We start from the raw sequence: 18,931 nt of genomic DNA, 5'->3' as shown, positions 1-18,931 counted from the left end.
CGGTTGCGTTTCTTCAGCTCCCGCATCTCAGCCGACTCAGCGGCCGCCGGGCCAGCCCCGGAATCTTTACGCTCAGAGATGGCAATCCATCGCTTCAGCGTGGTGATCGAAAGCCCGAAATCCTTCGCAATCTGCGCCAGAGGCGCCTCACCCTTGCGGGCCACATCAATAACATCCTGGCGGAACTCCGCCCCATAAGGCGTGGGCATGGTCAACATCCTTCCACGAGCACAAGCTCGCTAGGTCAAGGAGTCAACAAAACCGGGGGCAGTCCCCTGTACAGGTTACGTAGCGAAAACTTCGCGTGCCAGACTTAGTGGTAATCTCTGAGGCGGCACTATGCAGGCGCCTTTGAAGTGTCAATTTATGGGGGTTTACCGTGGGCCATACGGTCGCGATCATCGGAACAAGGGGTTATCCAAGCTACTACGGCGGATTCGAGACAGCCGTTCGCAAGCTAGCTCCCTATCTCGCCGACCAAGGCTGGGATGTCACCGTGTACGGGCGATCTAAGGAAACAGAATTTCCGACCGAGGCAGATTTGAGGGTCTCCGTCGTCAATACGCGCGGGATCGAAAACAAGTCTCTGAGCACGCTTACGTACGGTCTTACGGCGTGTCTGCACGCAGCATGGAAGAAACCCGACGTGGCACTCGTGATGAACGTTGCCAACGGTTTTTGGCTACCTCTGCTTCGACTCCGTGGTATTCCCGTCGTCGTCAATGTCGACGGTATCGAATGGGAACGAGCCAAATGGGGCGGCTTGGCCAAAAATGTGTTCAAACTCGGTGCGCGACTTACTGCGCTTTTCGCCACAAGTATCGTCGCGGACTCGAAGGAGATTGGTCGCAGATGGAGAATCGAGTTCAATCGCGATTCTAACTTCATACCCTACGGCGGGGAACAAGGGTCGATAGAGTCGCTACAGGATAATCTGCCGTTTAAGCAGTATATTTTGATGGTTGCTCGCTTCGTACCCGAAAACACAGTGCCTGAATTCTTAGAGGCCGCAAGGACACTATCGCAGAAATATGTAGTGGTTATCGTGGGTTCTTCCGGATATGGTGGCCCGCTTGAGGAGAGCGTCGAGAATCTCGCCGCGAGCAGCTCTAATGTGCGCTGGCTTGGACATATCGCGGATGATCAGCGTCTGCTGTCCCTCTGGAAGAACTGCGGTGTTTACTTTCATGGTCACAGCGTTGGGGGTACTAACCCAGCTCTGGTTCAAGCGATGGCCAACGGTGCCCCGGTCGTTGCACGCGATACGGTCTATAACCGAGAGGTACTCGGACCGGACGGTGTCTTTTGCGACACCACGCCCAAGGGGATTGCTAGATCGGTACTGAGCGTTATTGAGACGAAAGAGGAGCAGGAAAGACTCTCCAAACTGTCGTTGGAACGGGTGCTTCAGGGCTACACCTGGGAATCTGTTTGCTCTGCCTACGAGAAGGCTCTCCGATCAGCCCAGGCTCGAGACCGCAGATCCACACTTGAAGCTATTAGCGCTGGGACCCGCCACTAATGGGGCGATCCAACTCGCTCTTTTGTCAAAGACTTCTGCACAATCTGGAGCTGGGCTCTTTATTACTGGTGTGCAATTAGTTCTCGTCCGAGTATTTAATGGACTGAAGCTCGTCCATAGTTCCTAAAGGCGTGATGTTATGAAAGCGTTAGTTAGAAAAGTCTTTATCGAACAGAAAAATCGGCTGAGCGCGGCCGGAATGTCGACTTCGCCAACGAGAGTAAGTCTTCAATTGCTTTCAAAAGTCGCGCCAATGGCCGTTCGGGGTTCGGTACATCGTTTTCTACTAGGTCGTTGTTCAGGGCTGCCCCTAGTCGGTCGCGGGGTTCGGATCTCTAACCCTCAACTTATTACTGTCGGAAACGGTTTCATCGCCGAGGACAGGGCCGAGGTTCAAGGTCTGGCATCCGCCGGCCTGGTGTTCGGGAATAATGTCTCAATTGGAGCTGGAGCAAAAATTCGGCCGAGTAGTTATTACTCGCGAGATATTGGTCAAGGGCTGACGATGGGAGATCATTCGAGTATCGGCCCCGATTGCTATATTGGATGTTCCGGAGGCATAAAAATCGGAAATAATGTCATGCTAGGACCAGGTGTTCGTTTATTTTCCGAGAATCACGAGATGAGTGATATCAATACACCCATCAAAAATAAAGGCGTAGCCTGGGAGCCAATAACAATTGAGGATGACGTTTGGATTGCGAGCGGTGCAGTAGTAACAGCTGGGGTCACCATCGGGCGAGGGGCGGTTGTGGCTGCCGGTGCGGTGGTAACGCGAAGCGTTGATCCCTACACTTTGGTAGCCGGAGTGCCTGCAAAACCTATCCGGACGCTCCAATGACGAAGACCCTTCTTGTCGTTCACCCGTCGGATGAAATGTACGGTGCTGACAAAGTACTCCTGAAAACGATTGAGGCTCTTAGCGGTCGCTGGGATATTAAGGTGTGGCTGCCCACAGACGTCAACTATCCGCGGCATCTCCTTTCCAGTGCACTGACGACCCGCGGAATATCCGCAACTCATGTCGATTTACCTGTCCTTCGTCGGGCCTATATGAACATATTGAGTGTTCCCAGCCTAGCTTTGCGGTTTCTTCGAGCGGCGCGTCTTTTGCGTAAAGTGCGTCCCGATGCCATCTATATCAATACTGCAGCGCTTGCCCCACTGGCACCCGTAGCATGGGCGCTTGGTATACCAGTCATACTCCACTTGCACGAGTTTCTCGCCGGTGCTCAGAAAATAATTTTGAGCCCTTTTCTACTGTTTACTTCCCGCATTATTTGCGTAAGCCAGGCAATTGAACACGTCCTCGCACAGTCTCTAAGACGGAAGACGACCGTTGTCTACAACGGATTTGGACTTCCAAGAGTGAGTGGTTCAGACGGCAGTCCTCCTACGGGTCTTCGAGTTCTCGTTGCCAGTCGGTGGAATGCCTGGAAAGGCCACGAGACTCTACTGGCTGCCTGGAACAAACTTGAGCGCGAGGATGCCACTCTTATGGTGCTGGGTGGACCGCCTCCCAGTGGTCGAAGCGTTGACGTCCCGAGAATCGTTGCGAGTCTCAACCGTCCGAGTTCTGTACAGGTCTACGGAGAGACCGATGACGTCACACCATATCTAAGGAGTTGCGACGTAGTTGTTGTCCCGAGCACACAGCCAGATCCTCTTCCGACCATCGCGATTGAGGCGGCAGCTGCGGGCAAAGCTGTGATTGGGAGTGCTGCTGGAGGTTTGCTTGAGATCGTAGATGACGGAATTACTGGATGGTTATTTGAGCCCGGAGACTCCGATGCCCTTGCTCGGTTGATTGATCGACTGAATGCGTCTGAGCTCTCGAGCATCGGGCGCGCAGCACGGGCACGATTTGAATTTTTGTTTGATGAGGAACGGTACCGGAATGACGTCTATCGGATTTTCGATGAGTTTTACGGCGATTCAATTGGGGGAGAGAATAAGTGACTCCTGTATCTTCTGATCACCCACGGGTGTCGATCATAATCGTTGCTTACAACAGTGAAAAGTTTATAGGCGACAGTTTGGCTGCCTTGCAGGGCATCAAGTCAGATTACGAGATCATCGTGATTGACAATTCTTCAAACCACGAGTCACTTCCTGTTGTGAAGTCTTTTTTTCCCGATTCAACCACCATACCTAGTGATACAAATCTAGGGTTTGCAAAAGCGGTTAATCTGGCATCTAGGTCCGCCCGAGGAGACTTCATACTTTTGCTGAATCCCGACTGTATCGTAAACGGTGAGCAAATTGATAGCATGTTGTCAGAAATCGAAGCCAATAAGAATATTGGCGTACTTGCTCCTGTGATTGAGCATCCTCAAGGGCGCTTGACGGTTAGGTCTGCTGGCTACGAACCGACTGCTCGCCACATGTTTTTTCAGCTTGCAGGACTTTCAAGGTGGAGAGCTACTGCCGGAGCCTGCAAGGGGTTCAATCTCTACCCTGCCGGTGAGTCTAGCGACAAGTCCACTAGTGTCGACTGGGTTTCAGGGGCGTGTTTCGTTACGCCGCGTCACCTTTGGCAAGAGCTTGGGGGTCTTTCGGAGAAATGGTTTATGTATGCAGAGGACATTGAGTTCTGCCGTCGAATAAGATCCCTCGGCTATGACGTGATTCACTCGAACAACTCCAGGGCGCATCATGTGGTCGGGGCTTCAAGTGAGGCAGGATCGGGTCCTGTTTGGACATTGTGGATTGAGAACCTCGCCGAATATTACGTTCAAGAGTTCAGGCCGAACAGGATGACCTGGCTGATTTGGCGGTTGTCTGTTTGGGCATTGTATTGGAGTCGGGCCCAGGTCTACAGGGTAAAGGCAGCGATTTTCAGTAGCCGTAAGTCGAATTGGTTGAGGGAGTGCGAAAAGTTTAGAGCATATGCCCAAGCAGCCTTCTCTTCGACTGCATTATGAGTTGCGTCATTTTTTGCTGATGTTTTTTCTTCTTATTGGTCTTCTGTGAATGTGGGTTTGTGAATGAGCATTATTTCGCTCGGTGCGTACGACCGATTTAATTATGGCGATTTACTATTTGCTCACATGATTGATCGAGTAGCTGAGAGTGAGTTGGTCCACACCGCAATTGCTGGGAGTGATCTGTCCAGCGTTGGAGGTCATTTGACCGTTCCAGTGCGGAGCGCCCTCAAGTCAGAAACAAGCAGCGTTGAGGGAATTATCGTCGGGGGAGGAGATGTGCTGACTGCCTCTTGGTTTGCCGTTGATTGGCAGCTGCGCAGTGAGCGTCTTGACCTTGCCTATCGTGCTGCCTATCGCTTCCTTCCACTGGGTATGTTGGATTATGTCGCCCGAGCTGCTCGATTCTCATCGTGGGAGCGTCCATACATTCCACCCAGGGACGTCTGCGAAGCGATCCCCGTGGTCTACCACGCGGTAGGTGGCGCGGACATTGCGAGGCTCTCCGTGGCTGAACAGGAGGTAATTGCGGAGGCACTTCGTGCTTCCAAACTTGTGACTGTTCGTGATCGAACCACCGCAGCAAATCTCGACAGTGTAGACGTCCCCTCTTTGCTTTCGCCCGATTCGGTAGCAGCAATGTCGCTAGATACTCCCGAAGTACTATCTCAAGCCGATGCTCGCCAAGTCGTCTTCCAAGCATCCGATAACTGGCTCCGGCACCGCCTTCCACAAGTTGTTTCTGCTCTGACGGAACTCTTGAAGGCCGGCTTCAACATTGATTTCCTGCCTATCGGGTTGGCGGCCGGCCACAGCGACTTGACAGCTTATGAGAGATTGCGGTCGCGGTTTCCATCCGTTGGCCTGCTGGAGGTGCGCAACGTAGAAGACATCAAATCGGCTATCACCAAGGCGACAGTGTTTATAGGCACAAGCCTTCATGGGCACATTACCTCGGTGGCCGTCGGAACACCGACGATTGCACTGGGCGGTGTATCAAAGCTGGAGGCGTATGTTGAAACGTGGGCTTCGGAGCTTTGCCCCGTCGTATTTGATCTTAGTGACCTTCCGACATCTGTGAACCGTGCTCTTGGCATCCCAGCCAGCCTGAGAGAGGATGTGCGCATCAGGTTGGGAGCCCAAGCTCAACTGAACACTAAACGTTGTCTAGAGGCGCTGCTGGAATAGTGAAGTCATGGAAAACAGTTATACTGGCCGGCTCCCAGTACTTGGCTCTTGCAACGCAGTTGATAACTGGCCCGCTTATCGCGCGACAGTTAGGCCCGGAAGACCGAGGAATATTAGCAACCATTCTCGTGGTCTTCGCGCTTCTTCCCATTGTGGCTGGATTTGGAACTAATGCTCAGTTTAGAGCGATGGTGGTTCATGGCGTAGACGCCCCGTCGGCTTATAAGTGGTTACTGTCTCGAACATGGATATCTTTGGGAATATCGCTTACAGCCGCCTTGGGGGTGTTTGTTTTTCTACCCAATGCTGACCCAGCTCAGTTACTAGTCGTTTTCATCCTACTGGGAACTTCGGGAATGGCGACCTATCGGAATTCGGTTCTCGGTGGTGCAATTTCACTTTCTCGATTAGATCTTATTAGTCGTAACAGCATTCTAAATGGAGCTATTACGCTATCGGGCGTGGTGCTCTTGTTTGCAGCGAAAGGCCTCACTCTAAGCTCGGTATGCACGGTATATTTTGTGGCTAATTTAGTCAGCACACTTGTCCTGTTTCGACCTCTGGCCTGGAGAAGCTCGGACGGATATTTTCCGAAAAGCCCGAGATATGGCTTAGGCGCATTACCCGGACAGGTTGGCGAGGTCGGACTGAGCCGAATAGATCAGCTCTTGGTGGTGATACTACTTGGCCCGGTGGTCGGCGGCTACTACGCGGTAGCGTTCAGCTACGCCTACATGCTTTATCCACTTTTGCACACACTCTCTCTCCGGGGAGTAGGTGGACTGAGGGCAGTTCAAGCAAACCCGTGGAAGCATGGGCGTAAGCTATCAGGAATTTTTTTCGTCACGCTTGTCGGCGTTATATGTCTAGAGCTCATGTCGCCAATAGTAATATCAATTCTTTTTGGCCCGCTATATGATGAAAGTATCAGAATCTCGAGAATCCTGCTAATATCCATTGGGTTGATGGGTTTGAGTATTTTTTTCATTCAAATGAATATTTCTCGAGCTAGAGCCCATGAGAACAGTGTCGCCGCAATTTCAGGCATTGTGACCATTATTTTCCTAGGCTGGCTGTTTGCACCTACTTGGAATGCAACGGGCATGGCGTGGGCCTCCGTTGCCGGTGTCGCTGTAAACTTGGTATTGCTCTGCCTAATGTCGCGTGGAAGCGCGGCTGGACGGCATAGAGGATAGCCCCGTCCCTCGAGTCCCACGGGCACGAGTCGACTAAAGAAGAGGAGAACTAATGGAGTACGCTCCGCTTCTTATACTCATGTTAGGGGCGGCCTGCACGTGGCCACTTTTGGCTGGGATACTGCGTGCACGGGAAGTGCTGGTTATCGTTGTCCCCGTGATGGCCGTGTACGGCAGCCTGTCTATATTTTTTGGGAGGTCAGACTCTGCGCCCGTCCAGTGGTGGTTGTTGCTGCTAGCAGTAGTCAGCATCATGCTTGGCCGTGTTTTTGTGCGCGGGGCGCTAGCCTACCCGCCGAATTTCAGCGTTGTTATAAGAGATCGCTTTTTGATCTGGTCAAGTCTCGTAGGCTTGCTCAGCGCATCCTACCTTTTAGCTACGCACGGAGTGCCGGTCCTGTCGAGCAACGTAGCTGTTTTGCGAGTCGAAATTCTTTCCAATGGCTATATATCTACAATAATGGTGGCATCGCTCCAGGCCGCAATTGTGCTGGCGCTTGTAGGACTTAATGCTGATTCATCGTTTCGACGGAACTTTGGTCTAGTTGCTTTGGCTCTTGGCTTGATTGGTGTAATTCTACTTTTCGGTAATCGCGGCACTGCCGTCTTTCCGCTCCTGGGTGTCGGTGTTTTCTACCTGCTAAAGAATTATACAAAGACTGTTCCTATTGCGATTTCTGCTGTTTTACTGCTAGCCGTGGTAAGTATTGCTGGATATGTGCGGAATTTCACTACATGGGGTTCTTCTTACGATAATGATCTAGCGCGAATGGGCTATGAGGGGCCAATTAAGTATTTTGCTCCTGTCATCGATTATATGACTGGTACATCGACGGCCATGGGGCTTATTCTGGATAATATTCCTTCAAAAGTAGATTTTCCATTGGGGAGTGTTTTCTTCAGCCCAATTCTGGCGCCACTACCTGGCGAGCAGCCATCCCCCGGAGTCTTTTTGAAGCACGTCGTAGGCTTTAATTTCGAGGGCTTTGGTCTTGCGATGGGGGGGATTGGAGGATTTTATATGGATTTCGGCGCCTTCGGCGTTCTTGTCGGTTTTCTTCTCATCGGTCTTTTCGCTGGCTTTGTGCGCAAGCGGAGTCAGGCGGACGCTCGATGGACGGTCGTATTGGCCTGGTTGGGGGGGCATCTGATTCTCATGAATTATGCTCACCCTCTTCCGAATTTTGCTACAATTGCGCTGCCTTTTATCTTGTTTGCGGGTCTGCGACCTCCGCAGACGGCCTCTGAGGGTTTAATCAAGGCAAAAGCAGCCGTTGGCAAGTCTGCCTAAGTCGTGGGTAGTGGCCGTTGACGCCGCTAGCAGTTCGAGCTTGAGTGATCGCGTTGGGGGCGTACCGTCGGGTTCCGATTGGACCGGATAGGTAGCGGATGCCTCCCCGAGGCTCACCACGAAAAACTCGTACCCATCTGGTGAGCGATTTTCGGGGAGTGTTAAGAGGTTGCTGGCGGCGATGCTCGAAAATATGGATGCGCAGACTTGGCGGCTAATAAGCGTCGCGGTGCATACGTTTAGGCGTTGGAGTTGGTAGCCAAAATTCGCGGAGAGAGTCGACGCTGCAGGAATTCGCGTAAAGTCCCTCAATCAACGTTGGAGCCGCTGTTAGGCGAGACCCCCGGCGCGCGGAGTCCCTAACTCGGAATGACTGTACACTCGTCGCTCAGCGATGCTCTGGGGGCCGCCGAGGCTTTCAGTTTTCTCCGGGGCTGGTCCGTCGGGCTCGAGACTCCGCGGCGCTGATGCTGCCGCTATCGACGCTGCATCGTGGATGCCCGTCATCGATGAACACCGCTACCGGTCCGTGCGATTCTGCGGCGGGGACACCAGGGCTTCGGAACTCTACGAACCATGGATGACGATCATCGTCGACCTCGACACCGGACAAGTTCTCGGAATCGCGAACGGCCTCGACAGCGAAGGCGTCGGGGACTGGCTGTTCGCCCCGGCCGCAGGACTGGTGCCTGGGCGTGCAGGCCGTCGCGAGCGATTGCTCGGCGGCGTTCCGCAAGCCCTGCGAACGTGGCTGCCACGCACCGCCGGCTCAGTCGACGCGTTTCACTTGGTCTAGCTCGGCAACGACAGGCTTACTGAAGCCCGGCAACGGCTCACGCAGCAGGCCCATAGCCCGAGAGGACGATTCGTCGACCCGGTCTGGGCCAATGGGCGCCTGCTCCCGTGGGCCGCGGATACGCTTTCGGACCGGGTCCGGGACAGGCTGGTCCGTGTTCGCGACCGAGGATGCCATCTGGAAGATGCAGGACGCGTGGCTGGTCAAAGAACAGCTCCGAGCCTTGCTGTCTACCGGCTCTCTTGTCGACGCGCCGCCGCGAAAGATCGGCTGCTGGTTCTGGTCGAACTGTAACGCGGCCGGACACGCGCCGGCTCTGGCGGACCGTCTGTCGGTGATGGAAGGAGATCGAAATCCTCATTGTCAGCGGCGGGACAACAGCGGAAGTGGAGGTAAACAACAGCGCCATCAAACACATCAAAAGGACAGGGCGGGCATTCACCAGCGCTTAAAACCAAAAACGCGTATCCTGTTGCACAGTGCCGCCAGAACAGCGGCGTGAACACCCATCACGGCAAAAAATAGTCACGAACCGCGAAGACCCCGGTTACCGACAGTTGCTTCATTGCGGGCAACCTGCGGCAACTGCTCGAGCCACCGTGAAGACACAGGGTCAAGAATTCGTGGCCGGGAGTACAATACTTCACGCGGAGTTTCCCTATGCGTGGAAGCATTCCGGGCCCGCGGCGTCAGCACTGCTTTAATGGCGCGCGGAGTGGCGAGCGGTACGCGGGCGTCATGCCCGATCTTGCACCTGCTGTTGTGAGCCAGTATGCGGTACCCATCTTGGTTTTCTCTAAAGTTGAGTTGTTGAAGCACGATCCGGAAAAGCTCGTGCCGGGCGGGGCATGGAGAAGTCTGAGCCCGAAAGAGCGCGTTCGACAACGATTGTTTTTTGGCCCTTCTTGCGCCTTCCTAATCCGTTGTAGCTGTCGTCGGAGCCATAATACGAGTAGGAATAAGCGTCAGGTCCCTTGGCCGGCAGTCTGTTGAGTACGACTCCCAAAAGATTTGAACCAACCATTTCCAGGGCGTTGAGCGATTTCTGAAGATCGCCCTGCTTTAGCTTTTGGGTGCCAACAACGACGACTACGCCCCCGACATGCTGGGACAACACGGCGGCATCTGTTACGGGCAGCAGGGGAGGTGCGTCGATGATCACGACGTCGAAGGCTTCCTCCAGTCTGGCTACGAGAGAACCCATGTCCTGCGAACCCAACAACTCGCTAGGATTAGGCGGAATTTGTCCCGATGTGAGCACAAACAGGCTCCCCTCGCCCCAAGGCTGGAGGAGTTCGTCGACTTCAGCAGCACCTATGAGCGCTGTCGTAAGTCCAGCACTTCGGTCCAGTCCTAGATACTCGCCCACCATTGGGCGTCGAAGGTCTGCGTCAATGAGGCACACGGTCTGACCAGATTGCGAAATCGCGATGGCAAGGTTTGAAGCTGTGGTGCTTTTACCTTCGCCGGGCAGTGAGGAGGTTACGAGAATTGATTTGGCGTGTCCCGCGACGTTGGCAAACTGTAGGTTTGTTCGAAGCTGACGGAACGATTCCGCACGAGGACTTTGTTGTGAAATTTGAGTGAGGAGGGGTTTGCGTGTGGCATCAGGGGTGAAGGCTATTCCACCCAAGAGGGGGGCATCGGTCACAGTCCGGAGGTCAGCTTCCCCACGAATCCTGCTGTCCATAGCACCGCGCACTATGGCGGCTCCGACGCCGAGAGCCAGGCCCCCCACGAGACCCAACAGCAGGTTCAGTTGTGTGTTTGGCGCCGACGGCTTTGTGGGAGCAGTTGCTGGAGTGATGACCGAAAGACTTACTGGAGATGAACCTCCATTGCGGGGTTTCTCGAGTGTATCGACGGCCTTCACGAGGCTGTTTGCTACGGCTTGGGCAAGTGCCGCTGCCTGAACTGGCGAACTGTCGGTGACGGCAATTGATACAAGGACGGTATTCAGGTCGGTAGTGGCCTTAACCTTCTGGGCAAGCCTGTCAGGTGTCATGTTAAGCCCAAGTGAGTCGATCGCAGGCTGCAAAACGATAGGCGAGCTGACTGTCTTCACATAGGACTGAACCCTTGCTTGGCTGAACGTATTGCCCTGTTGAAGTTCCTGTACCGTTCCCGAACTTTGGATGGCAACAAAGAGTTGAGTTTCTGCGGTGTAGGTCGGCACGGTCAGAACTGAGGCCGCCCCGCCACCCAGTAGTCCAGCGAGAACGAAAGCTGAGACAATTACCCAATTGCGCCGCAGCGTTCGCAGGTATTCGCGTAGATCCAAAGTGTGGGCCCCCTGTGTCGTTTCCTGATCCCACATGCGACCAAGACGGCATTTTCGATTGCTTACGATTGTACCCATGTTGCTGGAAGCGAAACTCCCACTTCGAGTCGAAACAACCCTTGGTTGGGTTCATGCGATAGGTGGGATATCTGGAATGTCGCCAACGCGGGAAGCGTCGGCCGCCTCCTGATGATTCGTTGGCGGCTTCAGTTAGGTGGGGCGACTTCATGTTGATTCTGATGCCCTGAGGTGTGCACCGGGCCAAGTTTGTTGGATTGTTTTGCCTATCAACTAATCTCGTGACGAGCGCACGCCGTGCATTTTGCTGTCGACCGGGTACTTTCGCAGTGGTATCGGAGTCAAGCGGACCTCTCGCAGGCATCGTGAGCTGCATGGGTACAATCGGTCACCAAGACGAACGCACACTGCTTTGCCGGAGGTACGGAGAAACAATGTCGGAATGGCTCGAAGTCGGCACGGACAACTATGTACTGGTCACTGAAGGATCCTTGCTGAATACGGGCCTGCTCGTTGGCTCCGAACGCGCCATGGTCATCGACACCGGATGCGGGCCCCGCCAGGGACGCGAGATCCTGGACGCAGTCAGGGAAAAGACGGACCTGCCACTAGTGGTCGTCAACACCCACGCCCACTACGACCACTTCTTCGGCAACGCGGTCTTCGCCGAAGCTGGGGTGACAGAATTCTGGGCCCATCAGAACTGCGCCACCGAAATTGACCAGCGCGGTGACGTTCAGCGCCGGCACGTTGGAACGCTGGAGCCCGAGATGGCCGCCGGCGAGGGCGAGAACGTCGAGCTCGTGGTCCCCAACGCCATCGTCAAGGACCAGCCCGTCCTGGTGGACCTGGGCGGCCTCACGGCAACGCTGTTTTACCTGGGCCGAGGCCACACGGACGGTGATCTCCTGGTGGGAACGCCCACCACACTCTACGTCGGTGACCTGGTGGAACAAGGTGCCCACCCCTCCTTCGAGGACTCCTACCCCGAGGAATGGGCCGACGCCCTCCGGCACATCTCCGCCCTGCGCCACCGCTACGAATTTCTGATCCCCGGCCACGGCAAGCCCTGCAGCGACCAGTTCGTCAAAACCATGGCCAACACCATGACCACCGCCGTCCGCCAGGCCCGCCAGTCCATTCGCGACACCCCCAACGATGCCACCAAGGCCATTCCCGTCCTGCCTTACGGGCCCGAACAGTCCCGGTGGTTCATCAAACGGCTCCAGGAGAACTGGCGCAGCAGCCACGACGCCTCGTAACAAACCACCGTTCACAGCCAATCTTGAGGTTTGCTCCCTATGGTCAGCGCATGAGCCGGCACGGGGGAAGTTACGACGTTCGCTATTCGAAGCGGGATGTACGGCAGCGCAGGCTGCGGTACATCTCCTACGTGGCACTGGCTGCCTTGGCCGTTGCCACCATCGGGGTGGTCCTGATGGCGGTGGAGCGCTAACCGCGCCACCGGCACACAGAGCCAAAAATCACCCCTGACCTGCACCAACACCCATTCTTGAGTCAACCTTGAGGGTAGACCGCAGGGTAAATTGAGTTCGCCCCGCCAAGGTGGAGGCATGCTCTCACGTCTCCGGGCAGGGAGCGTTGTTCTCACCTGCGCCCTGCTTGCCGCCGTCCCATTCCAGCCCGCCACTGCCGCAGCGGCCGCTCCCGCCGCAGCACCCGCGGAACGCGTCGCCGCCACCCACACCAACCCGGCCACCGCCAACGCCAGCCTGGGCTCCGTCTCGGCCATGCCCGGCCAATCCGGCCAGCAGCTCGCCGTCCCGGTGGCCCCCGGCCTGCAGCCCGCCCGCATCACCGGCAGCATCGCCGTCACCGGCCAGCCCACCACCGGCACCATCCGCGTCAGCGCCCAGGGCAGGACCCTCCTCGAAGCACCCGCCAAGGGAACCATCGCCCTGGACGCCCCCGTCAGCGCGGCGGACCTCACCGACCACCAGCTGGTCCTGGCCCTCGAATACACCCCCGCCGTCCGGGACGTCTGCACCGCCACCCAGTCCACCGCCACGCTCAGCAGCCTCAGCCTCACCACCCAGGGCACCGAAACCGCGCCCACCACCGTGGCCGAATTCCTGGCCCCCTCCGTGCCCGCCATCCTCATTCCCGTCCCGGCCGAACCCGCCACGGACCTCTCCGCCGCCATCCTCGCCGCCTCCGCCGCCATGGCCCACCGCTACCCGGACGCCGCACTCAAGCTCGTGCCGCCGCAGGACATGGACGCCCAGGCCGCCGCCCTCCCCGCCGGCTCCCGCATCATCACCATCAGCAGCACGGACGGCGACCCCAGCACCACGCTCGGCACCCAGGCCGGCCGCCCCGCCCTGAACATCACCGGCACCGGCGAGGGCCTCCGCACCGCCGCCCGCGCCCTGGCAGACACCAAATCCGCCCTGGCGGACGGCGCCACCGTCACCGGCATGACCGCCACCGTCCCCGCCGCCGCCGGACCCGAACAAACCTTTACGGACCTGGGCGCCCAGGCCATCCGGCTGGCCGGCTACGGAACCCAGGAAACCTACCTGGGCGTCAACCAGTCCCAGTTCGGCGGCCCCGTCTCCGCCATCAGCCTCCAGCTCCGCGGCACCCACACCGCCATCCCCACCGGCGGGCAGGCCGCACTCTCCGTCTACTGGAACGACTACCTGCTCAGCTCCCAAACCCTCAATGGCGACACCTTCGACATCACCGCGGACGTCCCCGCCGGCCACATCCAGTCCCGCAACGGGCTCCGCCTGCGCCTCACCGCCCTCCCCGCCGGCGGCGATTGCTCCGGGCCAGCGGGCCTGCTCCCCATGGAACTGACCGTGGACACCACCGGCAGCAAACTCACCGCACAGCGCGGCCACTCCATCAAGCCCGGCTTCGCCCGCTTCCCCCAGGTCCTGGGCACCACCCTCCCCATCGCGTTCGACGCCGGCGCTACCGCCCAGGAAAACACAATCAACGCCGCCACGCTGGCGTTCTCCCTCCAACGCGACAACGACGCCCTCCTGGACGTCCGCCTCACCACTCCCGCCGCCCTGCTGGACTCCAGCGACTCCGGCCTCCTGGTGGGCGCCACCCCCGCCACCGCCGAACAGGCAGGCGCCCCGCTCCGGCTCGCTGGGTTCCGCACCGTCTCCAGCAAGGACATTGAATACGGCGTAGGCACCACCGCCGCCTACGGCGCCCTGGAAGCCTACGAACACAACGGCCGCAACCTCCTGCTCCTGGGCGGCTGGGCCCCGGACACCGCCGACGCCACGGCGAAGGCAGCAGCCACCCCCGGAACCCTGCAGGCCAGCCTGGCCAGCTACATCCAGCAGCAGCCCGGCGGCTGGAGCTCCCTGTCCCGCAACCTCCTGGTCACCCAGACCACCGGCAACCCCGTGCTGCTGGAGACCAATGCCATCACCCCGCAGGCCGAAGTCACGGACGGTTTCCGACCGCTGGCACTCTGGCTCGCCGCCGCAGCCGCCGCGCTCATCCTGGCCGCAGGCACCCGGGTCCTGCTCCGGCGTCGCCACCGCCGCGCCGCCCGGGCCCACGCCGACGCCCTGGAACAGGCCGCCGCGGACACCGTCCATGGCCAGTGACCTGCAGGCGGCCCCGGCGCCCCTGACGGACGCGCCGGCCGGACCGGCCGCACCGGCGGGGGAGCGGGCCCCGTGGCTGCGCCGCACGTGGACCGCCCTGGGTGCCCCGGCTGCCGGGCGCCGCGTGCCCGGGACGGCCGCCATCGCCGTGGTGGCGGCCGCCGTCGGCTTCCTCGCCTGCCTCTACACCACCGGGCAGGGCAGCAACCTGGACTACTCGGATGCGCAAAGCCACCTCACCATCGCCCGGCGCGTGTTCGACAGCAAAGCCCCCGGATTCGAACAGCTCGGCACCGTGTGGCTGCCCATGCCGCACCTGCTGCTCATGCCGTTCATCATCAACCTCTGGATGTTCAGCAGCGGCTGGGGCGCCTGCGTGCTGGGCATCATCGCCCTGGCCGCCACCGCCTCCGGGCTCTACCGGATCTGCGCCCTCCTGGGCTACGGGCGCACCGGCCGGCTGGCCGCCGTGCTGGTCCTCCTGGCCAACCCCGCCGTCCTGTACACCTACACCACCGCCCTCACCGAACCCGTCCTGCTCATGTGCCTGGTGGCCGGCATGGCGGGCCTGGCGCACTGGGCCACCAGCCGCCGCCGCATGAGCGCCGGCGAGCTGGCCGTGTTCGCCGGGATCCCCTCCGGCGCCGCCGTGCTCTCCCGCTACGAAGGCTGGGCGCTGGTGCTCACCGGCACCCTGTTCGTCCTGATCACCGAGCTCCGCCGCTCCCGCCAATGGCGCGAGGCCACCAAGATGGCCGCCGCCTACGCCATGGTCCCCGCCGCCGCTGTCCTGTGGTGGCTCTCCTACAACTGGGCCATCTACGGCAACCCGCTGGAATTCATGTTCGGCCAGTACTCCGCCTACGCCCAGCAGAAGAACATCACCGACGGCGGCCTGCTCCCCACCAAGGGCAACCTGGGCCTGACCCTCTGGACGTTCCACTGGTCCCTGCTCGAAACCCTGGGCATCGTAGTGCTCGCCGCCGCGGCCTGCGGCGCCCTGGTGGTGGTGTACCGGCGCGGACTGGCCACCAGCACCCTGCTGGTGGCCGTCACCGGCAGCGCTTACGCCTTCGCCCTGCTCAGCCTCTACCTGGGCCAGACCGCCATCAACAACGATCACTCGCTCCCCAGCACCTGGTGGAACAACCGCTTCGCCCTCACCGCGCTGCCCCTGGCCGCCGTGCTCGTGGCGGCATTCGTGCACCAGGTGACCCGCCGCCGTCGGACCCGTTCCTGGATTGTGGCGTTCCTCCTGCTCGCCCTGGCCGGGCAAAACGCGTGGTGGCTGCAGGACCCCGCAGCCAGGATGGCCATCCTGGCCGAGGGCCGTATGTCCCACGATTCCAACACCTACTCCTTCGCCGCGGCCCGCTGGCTGAAACAGCATTACGACGGCGGCGGGATCCTCCTGGACGAAAGCGCCCGCGGAAACGCCGTGCTCCCCATGATGGGGATCCCGCTCGCCAACATCTACAACCGGGCCGCCGGCGACCACTTTGGCCCCGCCCTGCAGGACCCGGCCAAGTACGCCAAATGGGTGCTGGTGAACGTCGAAGGCGAGGACGCGCCCCTGGACTCCGGGTTCACGGACCTGGTGCACCAGGCCATCAGCGCCAGCCCCACGTTCAACGCCCGCTACGCCGTGGTGTTCTCCAGCCCCACCCACCGGATCTACGAAAGGACCGTCAACTGATGGCAGAGCAGGCCCCGGTCCTCTCCACCGCCCGCGCCGGTGGGCCCGCCGGTTCCTACGACGACGGCGTGGGCGTGCAGTCCGTGGCGCTGGGCCAGTCCCTGCTCCGGGCAGGGCTGATCACCCCGGAGCAGCTGGACCGCGCCCTGGAGCGTGCCAATATCGAAGGCGGCCTGCTGGGCCGGCACATCATCCTGGAAACCGGGCTGAACCGGCGGCACGTCTACCAGGTGCTGGCCGAGCAATGGGATGCGCCCCTGGTGGACCTGGTGCAGCACCCCTCGGACGACGCCCTGCTGGAGCAGCTGAGCTTCACCGAAGTGTCCGAGCCCGGCTGGCTGCCCTGGCACCTGGAGGACGGCGTCCTCACCGTGGCCACCGCCGTCAAACCCAGCGACGAGATCCGCCGCGCCGCCCTCCGCATCCCCGGGGCCGAACAGGTGGTGTTCCGCACCACCACCGACTGGGACATCAACCACTCCATCCAGCGTGCCTTCCGCAACCACCTGCTCTACGAATCCGCCGAACGCCTGGCCGAGGAACAACCGGACGGCTCCGCCCGCACCGCCCTGAACCTGTGGCAGCGGCTCCTGCCCGCCGTCCTGCTCAGCTGCCTGCTGGGCGGCCTGCTCCTCGATGCGCAGCTGACCGTGATCGTGCTGCTCACCGCCGTGAACGTGGTGTTCCTGGTGAGCATCGGCTTCAAGACCCTGGCCAGCCTCCGCCAGCCGTTCGACGCGCTGCATGACGGGGCCGCCGCCAAGGCACAAGCCCGGGAACTGGAACGGCGCGGCGTAGGGACCGGGGCGTTGGGGGATCCGTCCGGACTGGCAGGGCGGATCCCGGACGGCGAGCTGCCCGTCTACACCATCCTGATCCCGGTGTTCCGCGAGGCCAACATCATCAACAAGCTGCTGGCCAACCTGGGGCAGCTGGACTATCCGCGCTCCAAGCTGGATGTGCTGGTGCTGCTGGAAGAGGACGACACTGAAACCATCGAGGCCGCCAAGCGCTCCCGGCCGCCCGAATACGTGCGGATCCTGGTGGTGCCCCGCGGCGAGCCGCAGACCAAGCCCCGGGCCTGCAACTACGGCCTCACCTTCGCGCGCGGCGAGTACGTGGTGATTTACGACGCCGAGGACCGGCCGGACCCGGGACAGCTCCGCGCGGCCATTGACGCGTTCCGGCAGGACGCCTTCGAACGCCGCTACCTGGCTCCGGGCCGGCGGCCGCTGATCTGCGTGCAGGCCGCCCTGAACTACTTCAACGCGGACCAGAACGTGCTCACCCGGCTCTTCGCCATCGAATACACGCACTGGTTTGACTCCATGCTCCCGGGCCTGGACCGCTCCGGCATCCCGCTGCCGCTGGGCGGCACCTCCAACCACTTCGACACGCGGCTGCTGCGGCTCGTCGGCGCCTGGGATCCGTGGAACGTCACCGAGGACGCGGACCTGGGGCTCCGCGCCGCCGTCGAAGGCTACCGGGTGGGCGTCATCAACTCCACCACCTGGGAGGAGGCCTGCTCGCAGGTGCCGGCCTGGATCAAGCAGCGCACCCGCTGGATCAAGGGCTACATGGTCACCGCGGCAGTGAACACCCGCAACACCGTCCGGTACGTCAAACGCACCGGGGTGGCCGGCGCCGTCGGCTTCCTGGGCCTGATCCTGGGCACCCCGCTGGCGTTCCTGGCCTACCCGCTGGTGCTCGGCTTCACCGTGGTCACCTATGTTGGCTACAACTTCGTGGGCCTGGTGCTGCCCGAATGGCTGCTGCTGGGCGGGGTGGTGTCCATGCTGTTCGGCAACGCCATGATGATCCTGGTGTCCGGCGTCGCCACCTGGCGGCGGCACGGCTGGCGGATCGCCATCTTCGCGCTGCTCAACCCGGCGTACTGGGTGCTGCACGCCGTGGCCGCCTGGCGGGCGGCCTGGCAGATGCTCTCCAGCCCGCACAAATGGGAGAAGACCCCGCACGGCCTGGACGAGGAGTACCACGACGACGGGCGGTGGTCCGCGTGAGCGCGCACCTTTCCGTGCTGGACCCGCTGGCCCTTCCTGTGCTGGACCCCCGGCACGTCCGGGACCTGGGGGAGGAGCTGGACAGCCCCGCCGGCGCGCACGCGTTCCTGGGCACCTACCTGGAGATGCTGCCGGACCGGCTGGCGTCAGTGTGCCACGCCGTCCGCGGTGGCGACTGGGACACCGCCATGGACCGGGCGCTCAGCCTCAAAGTCACCTCCACCATGGTCGGCGCCCTGCAACTGGCGGCGCTCGCCGAAACCATGGAGGCGCTGATGTGCCGGGGCGACTGGGCAGCCGCGGAACCCCTGCTCGAGGTCCTGGCACCCGCCGTCGCCGCCGTCCGGAAAGCCGGGGGCGCCGTCGTCAACGGGCTGCTGCACCCCTAGTTTGGGTGCTTTG

17 protein-coding genes are annotated in these 18,931 nt (G+C 60.0%); 15 read left to right on the top strand and 2 right to left on the bottom strand.

Translation table 11 applies throughout. The annotated features are described in order from the left end of the window. Window positions 1-209, bottom strand: a 209-nt coding sequence (locus C563_RS0103630) for a transposase (protein WP_018760673.1), incomplete at its 3' end; no start/stop codon positions are given. Between the two features lie 170 nt (window positions 210-379). On the opposite strand from C563_RS0103630, the gene C563_RS20830 reads away from it, so the two are divergent. The 9 genes from C563_RS20830 to C563_RS22360 all read left to right on the top strand — a co-directional run bounded on the left by C563_RS20830 (window position 380) and on the right by C563_RS22360 (window position 9,419). Next, a complete protein-coding gene (locus tag C563_RS20830; RefSeq protein ID WP_051083387.1) occupies window positions 380-1,522 on the top strand; it encodes a glycosyltransferase in 1,143 nt (380 codons plus the stop codon). A gap of 139 nt (window positions 1,523-1,661) precedes the next feature. Beyond that, window positions 1,662-2,363 carry an acyltransferase gene (locus C563_RS22045; protein WP_081624105.1) on the top strand — a complete coding sequence of 234 codons (702 nt, stop codon included), beginning with the start codon at window positions 1,662-1,664 and terminating at the stop codon, window positions 2,361-2,363. After that, a complete protein-coding gene (locus C563_RS22040; protein WP_081624104.1) occupies window positions 2,360-3,481 on the top strand; it encodes a glycosyltransferase family 4 protein in 1,122 nt (373 codons plus the stop codon). Before C563_RS22045 ends, C563_RS22040 begins: the two co-directional genes overlap by 4 nt. After that, window positions 3,478-4,446, top strand: coding sequence for a glycosyltransferase family 2 protein (locus C563_RS22035; protein ID WP_081624103.1), 969 nt, complete (start codon window positions 3,478-3,480; stop codon window positions 4,444-4,446). The genes C563_RS22040 and C563_RS22035 overlap by 4 nt, the downstream gene beginning before the upstream one ends. 63 nt (window positions 4,447-4,509) lie before the next feature. Further along, entirely contained in the window at window positions 4,510-5,634 is a 1,125-nt protein-coding gene (locus C563_RS22030; RefSeq protein ID WP_081624102.1) for a polysaccharide pyruvyl transferase family protein, read from the top strand. Further along, window positions 5,634-6,830, top strand: a complete 1,197-nt coding sequence (locus C563_RS22370; protein WP_196803303.1) for a lipopolysaccharide biosynthesis protein — start codon at window positions 5,634-5,636, stop codon at window positions 6,828-6,830. The genes C563_RS22030 and C563_RS22370 overlap by 1 nt, the downstream gene beginning before the upstream one ends. 52 nt (window positions 6,831-6,882) lie before the next feature. Beyond that, on the top strand, window positions 6,883-8,121 hold the full coding sequence (locus tag C563_RS22365; RefSeq protein ID WP_155845081.1) for an O-antigen polymerase: 1,239 nt from the start codon (window positions 6,883-6,885) through the stop codon (window positions 8,119-8,121). 580 nt (window positions 8,122-8,701) lie between these two features. Further along, a complete protein-coding gene (locus tag C563_RS21835; protein ID WP_155845080.1) occupies window positions 8,702-8,917 on the top strand; it encodes a hypothetical protein in 216 nt (71 codons plus the stop codon). Window positions 8,918-9,071: 154 nt separating this feature from the next. After that, window positions 9,072-9,419, top strand: a complete 348-nt coding sequence (locus tag C563_RS22360) for a hypothetical protein (RefSeq protein WP_155845079.1) — start codon at window positions 9,072-9,074, stop codon at window positions 9,417-9,419. A gap of 294 nt (window positions 9,420-9,713) precedes the next feature. On the opposite strand, the gene C563_RS22025 is transcribed toward C563_RS22360, so the two are convergent. Next, window positions 9,714-11,234: a polysaccharide biosynthesis tyrosine autokinase gene (locus tag C563_RS22025; protein ID WP_231369826.1), complete on the bottom strand. Its 1,521-nt coding sequence runs from the start codon at window positions 11,232-11,234 to the stop codon at window positions 9,714-9,716. A 416-nt stretch (window positions 11,235-11,650) separates the two neighbouring features. Between C563_RS22025 and C563_RS0103600 the strand changes: the two genes are divergently transcribed. From C563_RS0103600 to C563_RS21830, 6 genes are all read left to right on the top strand, one after another. After that, window positions 11,651-12,478 (top strand): MBL fold metallo-hydrolase, encoded by an 828-nt coding sequence (locus C563_RS0103600; protein ID WP_018760668.1) that lies wholly within the window; start codon window positions 11,651-11,653, stop codon window positions 12,476-12,478. 50 nt (window positions 12,479-12,528) lie between these two features. Continuing rightward, on the top strand, window positions 12,529-12,672 hold the full coding sequence (locus C563_RS22355; protein WP_018760667.1) for a hypothetical protein: 144 nt from the start codon (window positions 12,529-12,531) through the stop codon (window positions 12,670-12,672). Window positions 12,673-12,790: 118 nt separating this feature from the next. Then, on the top strand, window positions 12,791-14,812 hold the full coding sequence (locus tag C563_RS0103590; protein WP_018760666.1) for a cellulose biosynthesis cyclic di-GMP-binding regulatory protein BcsB: 2,022 nt from the start codon (window positions 12,791-12,793) through the stop codon (window positions 14,810-14,812). Beyond that, on the top strand, window positions 14,802-16,508 hold the full coding sequence (locus C563_RS0103585; RefSeq protein WP_018760665.1) for a glycosyltransferase family 39 protein: 1,707 nt from the start codon (window positions 14,802-14,804) through the stop codon (window positions 16,506-16,508). The genes C563_RS0103590 and C563_RS0103585 overlap by 11 nt, the downstream gene beginning before the upstream one ends. Next, a complete protein-coding gene (locus C563_RS0103580) occupies window positions 16,508-18,529 on the top strand; it encodes a glycosyltransferase (protein ID WP_018760664.1) in 2,022 nt (673 codons plus the stop codon). Before C563_RS0103585 ends, C563_RS0103580 begins: the two co-directional genes overlap by 1 nt. Continuing rightward, entirely contained in the window at window positions 18,526-18,918 is a 393-nt protein-coding gene (locus tag C563_RS21830) for an Hpt domain-containing protein (RefSeq protein WP_155845078.1), read from the top strand. Before C563_RS0103580 ends, C563_RS21830 begins: the two co-directional genes overlap by 4 nt. Window positions 18,919-18,931: the final 13 nt, after the last annotated feature.

The organism is Arthrobacter sp. 135MFCol5.1 (genome assembly GCF_000374865.1).
Taxonomy (GTDB): Bacteria; Actinomycetota; Actinomycetes; order Actinomycetales; family Micrococcaceae; genus Arthrobacter.
This window is presented reverse-complemented; position numbering and strand designations above follow the sequence as displayed.

Excerpts from the sequence above, each read along its gene's own strand:
- C563_RS0103600 (WP_018760668.1), top strand. The coding sequence starts at position 11,651 with ATGTCGGAATGGCTCGAAGTCGGCACGGACAACTATGTACTGGTCACT.
- C563_RS22030 (WP_081624102.1), top strand. The coding sequence starts at position 4,510 with ATGAGCATTATTTCGCTCGGTGCGTACGACCGATTTAATTATGGCGAT.
- C563_RS22365 (WP_155845081.1), top strand. The coding sequence starts at position 6,883 with ATGGAGTACGCTCCGCTTCTTATACTCATGTTAGGGGCGGCCTGCACG.
- C563_RS22355 (WP_018760667.1), top strand. The coding sequence starts at position 12,529 with ATGAGCCGGCACGGGGGAAGTTACGACGTTCGCTATTCGAAGCGGGAT.
- C563_RS21835 (WP_155845080.1), top strand. The coding sequence starts at position 8,702 with ATGACGATCATCGTCGACCTCGACACCGGACAAGTTCTCGGAATCGCG.
- C563_RS0103585 (WP_018760665.1), top strand. The coding sequence starts at position 14,802 with ATGGCCAGTGACCTGCAGGCGGCCCCGGCGCCCCTGACGGACGCGCCG.
- C563_RS0103580 (WP_018760664.1), top strand. The coding sequence starts at position 16,508 with ATGGCAGAGCAGGCCCCGGTCCTCTCCACCGCCCGCGCCGGTGGGCCC.
- C563_RS22025 (WP_231369826.1), bottom strand. The coding sequence starts at position 11,234 with ATGTGGGATCAGGAAACGACACAGGGGGCCCACACTTTGGATCTACGC.
- C563_RS0103590 (WP_018760666.1), top strand. The coding sequence starts at position 12,791 with ATGCTCTCACGTCTCCGGGCAGGGAGCGTTGTTCTCACCTGCGCCCTG.
- C563_RS22040 (WP_081624104.1), top strand. The coding sequence starts at position 2,360 with ATGACGAAGACCCTTCTTGTCGTTCACCCGTCGGATGAAATGTACGGT.
- C563_RS22045 (WP_081624105.1), top strand. The coding sequence starts at position 1,662 with ATGAAAGCGTTAGTTAGAAAAGTCTTTATCGAACAGAAAAATCGGCTG.